Annotated in this window: 9 protein-coding genes; 6 read left to right on the top strand and 3 right to left on the bottom strand. The window is 60.8% G+C overall.

The window, feature by feature from the left end; translation table 11 throughout:
• Positions 1-59: 59 nt before the first annotated feature.
• From G5V65_RS21500 to G5V65_RS21490, 3 genes are read right to left on the bottom strand one after another with little or no spacing between them, the layout of a single operon-like run.
• Positions 60-245 carry a hypothetical protein gene (locus G5V65_RS21500; RefSeq protein ID WP_165054582.1) on the bottom strand — a complete coding sequence of 62 codons (186 nt, stop codon included), beginning with the start codon at positions 243-245 and terminating at the stop codon, positions 60-62.
• Between the two features lie 26 nt (positions 246-271).
• Complete coding sequence (locus G5V65_RS21495) at positions 272-484, bottom strand: hypothetical protein (protein WP_165054579.1); 213 nt, start codon at positions 482-484, stop codon at positions 272-274.
• A gap of 23 nt (positions 485-507) precedes the next feature.
• The gene (locus tag G5V65_RS21490) at positions 508-1,119 is read right to left on the bottom strand and encodes a ParA family protein (protein WP_165054576.1); all 612 of its coding nucleotides are present in this window, start codon (positions 1,117-1,119) and stop codon (positions 508-510) included.
• 130 nt (positions 1,120-1,249) lie between these two features.
• Here G5V65_RS21490 and G5V65_RS21485 point away from each other — a divergent pair, with 130 nt between their 5' ends.
• From G5V65_RS21485 to G5V65_RS21460, 6 genes are all read left to right on the top strand, one after another.
• A complete protein-coding gene (locus tag G5V65_RS21485) occupies positions 1,250-1,429 on the top strand; it encodes a hypothetical protein (protein WP_165054566.1) in 180 nt (59 codons plus the stop codon).
• Complete coding sequence (locus G5V65_RS21480; RefSeq protein WP_343162883.1) at positions 1,426-2,115, top strand: recombinase family protein; 690 nt, start codon at positions 1,426-1,428, stop codon at positions 2,113-2,115. Before G5V65_RS21485 ends, G5V65_RS21480 begins: the two co-directional genes overlap by 4 nt.
• A complete protein-coding gene (locus tag G5V65_RS21475) occupies positions 2,112-2,954 on the top strand; it encodes a replication initiator protein A (protein WP_165054574.1) in 843 nt (280 codons plus the stop codon). Before G5V65_RS21480 ends, G5V65_RS21475 begins: the two co-directional genes overlap by 4 nt.
• A gap of 302 nt (positions 2,955-3,256) precedes the next feature.
• Complete coding sequence (locus tag G5V65_RS21470) at positions 3,257-3,460, top strand: helix-turn-helix transcriptional regulator (RefSeq protein ID WP_165054572.1); 204 nt, start codon at positions 3,257-3,259, stop codon at positions 3,458-3,460.
• Positions 3,461-3,624: 164 nt separating this feature from the next.
• A complete protein-coding gene (locus G5V65_RS21465) occupies positions 3,625-4,236 on the top strand; it encodes a hypothetical protein (RefSeq protein ID WP_165054570.1) in 612 nt (203 codons plus the stop codon).
• 42 nt (positions 4,237-4,278) lie between these two features.
• Positions 4,279-4,815, top strand: a complete 537-nt coding sequence (locus tag G5V65_RS21460) for a hypothetical protein (protein ID WP_165054568.1) — start codon at positions 4,279-4,281, stop codon at positions 4,813-4,815.
• The last annotated feature ends 378 nt before the right edge of the window (positions 4,816-5,193 follow it).

The following is a 5,193-nucleotide window of genomic DNA, read 5'->3' as shown; positions in this document are numbered from 1 at the left end:
GCCGTCAACGCCATGATTTATATGCGAAATATCACGATTACGACAGCGAAATCAGCGACTTACTTGGAGAATGTGGGGGTAATTGAAATCGCGGCTCTTTCTCGGGCGCGGTTGCCGCTTTCCAGCTTTTGCCAAAGCAAAAAACCGCCAATGGCTAAACCGCAAAGAACGATGAGTCCCCCCATAGCTCGCGGGAATGCAAATAAGAGGAACAGAAATATTCCAATACCAATAACCCAAGCCATGAATCACCCCTCAAAAATGCATGCATTCATGCGTTCTTGGCATAGGCGTCTATCGCCCGTTCAACGATCTCGGCAATGGGGACGCCCTCGGCATCGGACAGGCTTTCGATCAACGCGCGGGTGCTGGGCTTCATGCGGACGGACATTTGATCGGATCGGCGTTCGGCCTTCATTTTGCGCGGCCTCGCCCCTCTTTGCGGAATGCCCGTCTCTTTCGGTGTTGCGGCGGTGTCGATCATCCCGCCCAGGTCGAGGCCCTTTTTCATTCGATCAGCCCTTTCACATAGCCCCAGATGGCGGCCAGCTCTTGCGCGGCCTTTGTGTCGCTCGTCTCTGTCACGCCCTGCCCTGTCGCGGCTGTCTCGGCATAGATCACGCGCTGGGCGATATTCACGGGCGCAACGCGGCCATGCTGGGCAAGCACCCGCACGGCCTCGTCTGTGAGCTTGGCCCGTGGCGTTTGAGACATGACGAAGGCGAACGGGACGTCAGCGGCCCCCAGGGCGGCTATCGTGGCCCCTACGGCCCGGAGATCATCGGGGGACGGCCTGACGGGTATCAACGCCAGATCGGCGGCCCTGAGCGTCTCTGTGAGCCATGACGGCGCGGCGGGCGGGGTGTCGATCACGACGAGATCAAAGCGGCCCTGAGCGGCGTCTAGCGTGGCCCTGAGCGCATGCGGTGCGGGATCATCGGCCAGCATCATCGGCGCGTCACTTTCGCGGCCTCGCCACCATGCCCGAAAGCTCTGTTGCGGGTCGAGATCGAGCGCAAGCACCCTCTGCCCGTCCTGAGCGGCGGCAACCGCCAGATTGCGGGCGAGTGTCGTTTTCCCTGCCCCGCCCTTCTGGGCGGCAATGACGAGCGTTTTCATGTGGCCCCCTATGTCCTGACGGCAGGAAACAAGAAACGGCAACGAAAAGCAATAAATGCTTGCCAGAATGCATGCATGCATCTATGTGTATAAACACGCTACGGACGTAGGGTTTTTATACGGGGGTGTCATGGACTGGGTTTTGGTTCTTATCGGCGCGGCAGATCAGGGGGTTTCTTTGGCCACGGCGCAGTTTGAAACAAAGGAGCTGTGCGAAGCTGCGGCGGCTTGGTTGCGCGGCAACGTGGATGTGAACGGCAGTCCTGCCATTGCTGGCATCTGTTTCCCCGCAACAGCAGCTGCGGAATGATCATGCTCTTTGTCACCTACCTTCGCGTCAGCACGGATCGCCAAGGCAAGAGCGGCCTCGGCCTTGAGGCGCAACGGGCGGCGGTGCTGGATCACGTCGCCAGCAAGGGCCAGATCGCGGCGGAATTTGTCGAGATCGAGAGCGGCAAGAAAAATGACCGCCCCCAGCTCGCCCGCGCGATGGCAGAGGCAAAGCGGATCGGCGCGGTGTTGTTGATCGCCAAGCTGGATCGCCTCGCCCGCAACGTCGCATTCATTGCCAACCTGCTAGAGGCGGGTGTCGAGATTGCGGCGGCGGACATGCCAGAGGCCAACCGCTTCCTATTGCATGTCATGGCGGCGGTGGCGGAACATGAGGCACAAGCCATATCGGATCGCACCCGTGCAGCTCTGGCGGCAGCAAAGGCGCGTGGCGTGGCGCTGGGCTGGTCCATGCCTAAGCGCAAAGAGGAACAACGGCGGGCATCCCGCAAGGGCGCGGCCAAGAATGCTGAAAATGCATGCATGCATGCGGGCAACGTCCTGCCCATCATTCGCCAGATCGCGGCGGGCGGTGCGTCTTTGCGGCAGATCGCGGACGAGCTGAACACGCGGGGGATTAAGACGGCGCGGGGTGGCCTGTGGTATGCGGCAACGGTGCGCAACATCATGGCGCGGGATAACGAGATCGAGGCCAAAGCGGCATGAGCACAAACCGCCAGCTAGATTTGTTCGTGGCCTTGATCGGTGACGTGCCTTTCAGAGACGAGAGAGAGGCCATGAGCGCCCCCCTCGTCGCCCTGTCCAAGAACAAGCGCACCCGGATCGAATGGGAAGGCCCCAGCGGCCAGAAGGTGCTTGTCACGGCCCCGGAGGATACGGGCATTGCGACGATCTGGGATTATGACGTGCTCTTGTGGGCGGTGTCGCAGATCAACGAGGCGGTGAATGCTGGCCTGCCCGTCTCGGCCCGGATCGAGTTTCACCCTTACAACCTGTTGAAGGCGGTAGGGCGCGATACTGGCGGCAAGGGATATGGCGAGCTGAAAGCGGCCTTGCATCGCCTCGGGTCAACGTCCGTCGCCTATGAAAGCCCTTCACTGAAAAGCAAGCGCCGAAACCTCGGGCGGTTCAACCTGCTGTCGGCGTTCAAGATCGAGGAAACGGACGAAGGCCAAGCCAAGGCGGCATGGCTGGAATTGCCCCTATGGCTTTTCGAGGCGGTGACGAAGGATCGGGACATTCTGTCTATCTCGCCCAAGTATTTCGATCTGACGAGCGGCCTTGATCGGTTCCTGTATCGCCTCGCCCGTCGCCATGTGGGCAGGCAAGCCGGGTGGATATTCACCTTCCGGGACTTGCACGCCCGGAGCGGATCGGCCCAGCCCTACGGCCAGTTCGCCAGAGACTTGCGTAAGGCTATCGCCCGCAACGCCCTGCCCGAATACAGCATGAACGAGATCGAGGGGGCGAACGGCCCTTCGCTGGCGTTCAACCGTGATCCGGCCAAGATCGAATGGCGGCAAGATCGACGCTATAAGCTCTGAGCCTGTGGATAACTTGGCCCCAGCCTGTGAAAGCACTCGGGGTATCACCCACTCTGGCACTCGGGGTATCACCCACTTTCATTCGGGGTATCACCCACTCGCCCCGACGAGATCGAGGCGCAAGGCCCTGAAAAGGCGTCACATTTCCGAGCGCGGTTTTCGCGTAACTGTTTAACTATCTCTTTCAGAGATATTCTTTAACGCCGGTTCGCCTTTCGTTCCGTCCACCCTTCCCCCATGCCCTCTGTTGCCGTATAATTGCACCCACAAGATACGGTGTCAGACACAAGGGATTGCTGAACATGGCGCAACACACACAAGATCAGCTCATGACGGTGGCAGATGTGATCTCTGCAATGGGGATCAGCCGGAGCACCTGGCAAAAGCTCGTCGCCCAGAAGCGGACGCCCGCCATTGTGCGGATCGGTGCGGTGCAACGGATCAGGCGGGACGCATTCGAGGCATGGCTAGGCCAGCACGAAAACGCGGCGGCAGAGAATACCTGAGAAAAACACCCGTGTTTGATCTGGCGACGAGATATTCCGACGAGATTGCAGAAACCCCTTTTGTTCAACGGGTGCTGAGGCCAGCGGCACGGCCCTATCCTATAGTAGGGAAGAAAAGCCCTCGTCCATCACGCCATGAAAGGCGCAAAGAGAGGGAAAGGCTCATGCGGTTCCGTGAAGCGGTGGTATTCGCCTATGCGATGGATTGGCCCCTGAATATCGGCATCACGATCACTTGGACGGCCCTAGAAACGGCGGGCGAGCGCAACGAAGGCCATTGCCTCGGGCGCGGTGAATGGGATCGGGAAAAATACACCCGCGACGAGCTGGCGCGTCTGTGTCGCTCTGAGGGATTGCCCTTTGTCGCCCTTTGGGGTCGGGACGTGGGCGCGGATATGGGTTCGCACGTTCACCTGTCGATCTTCTGGCCCTCATACAAGCTGGCCCAGCTCGTCGCCGTGATCGAGCGCATAAGCGGCAGCTCTGCGGACTTTGTGTTGAAGCCCTACGCGGCGGACGTGGTGGCGCGTTCTGTCTGTGGCGGGTGGCAGATCAACATGAACAACCGAAAAGACGACAAGGAAAGCGCCCTCGAATGGGCGGAATACATCGCGGCCCAGCATGCCAAGCACCCGGCCCCGCCAGAGATCAAGGGCAAGGCATTCGGCGTATCCGAAGCCATAGGAAAAGCGGCCCAGGAGCGCGAACGGCCCGCGCTAGAGGCCAGAGCGGCAAAATATAGCATCACACGCCCAGAAACGGCGGAAAGCCTCTGAGAGGCCCGCATATCGCCTCTGAGCGGCAATGAAAGGTTCGGCATGGGAAAGATCGAAAAGGCCAAGGCGGACGATCTCGGGGTGAAGGTGAGCGGATCGGCCCGGACGGGACACAAGATCGAGCTGGCCCAGGAAAGCGCCCTGTGTCGGATATTCGGCACGTCTGACGAGATGCAAGCGAACGCCCTTCTGAGCCATTGCCTGAAGCCCCTGAAGGCGGACGAGGCCAGCGACGAGCACCCCGGCAATGACGAGCGGATATTCATGCTTTCCGTGATCCGTGATCTGGCCCCGCGTGATCCTGTCGAGCGCATGCTTGCGGTGCAGATGGCGGCAACGCACGTCGCAACGATCCGGGCGGGCAGATGGATGGCGACAAGTGACAACCTGCCACAAGTGCAAGCCCATTACACCGGGTTCAACAAGCTCGCCCGAACATTCGCGGCCCAGGTTGAGGCCCTGAGAAAACACCGGACGGGCGGGGAACAACGGGTGACGGTGCAGCACGTCAACGTCTCTGACGGGGGGCAGGCTATCGTGGGCAACGTGAAAACCGGGGGGAGGGGCGGCGATGAATGATGGCGACAACCCCATGAGCAAGGCGCATGCGGCACCCAGATGCACGGCAATGTCCAAGCGCACGGGCGAACGGTGCAAAGGCCCTGCGGTGCGTGGGTGGCGCGTCTGTCGCTTTCACGGTGCGGGCGGCGGGCATTCCCCCGGCACAGATCACCCGGCCTGGCGTCATGGCATGCGGGCGCGGGAATGGATCGAGGCCAGGGCAGAGATCAATGAGCTTGTGCGAGAGGCCAGGGAGATCGAGCGCATGCTTTGCGGAGGCGCGTTGTGAAGTATACGCCCCTATTTCTTGCCACCTTCACGGGGATTTGCCCATGGGACGCGGATCATGACGCCGCGCGGGTGGCGATTGGTCGAGGAACTGGTGGCGGGCGATGC

Origin of the sequence: Paragemmobacter kunshanensis (genome assembly GCF_011059185.1) — a bacterium.
Taxonomy (GTDB): Bacteria; Pseudomonadota; Alphaproteobacteria; order Rhodobacterales; family Rhodobacteraceae; genus Paragemmobacter; species Paragemmobacter kunshanensis.
The sequence above is the reverse complement of the archived record's forward strand: the minus strand, read 5'-3'. Positions and strand labels throughout refer to the sequence as shown.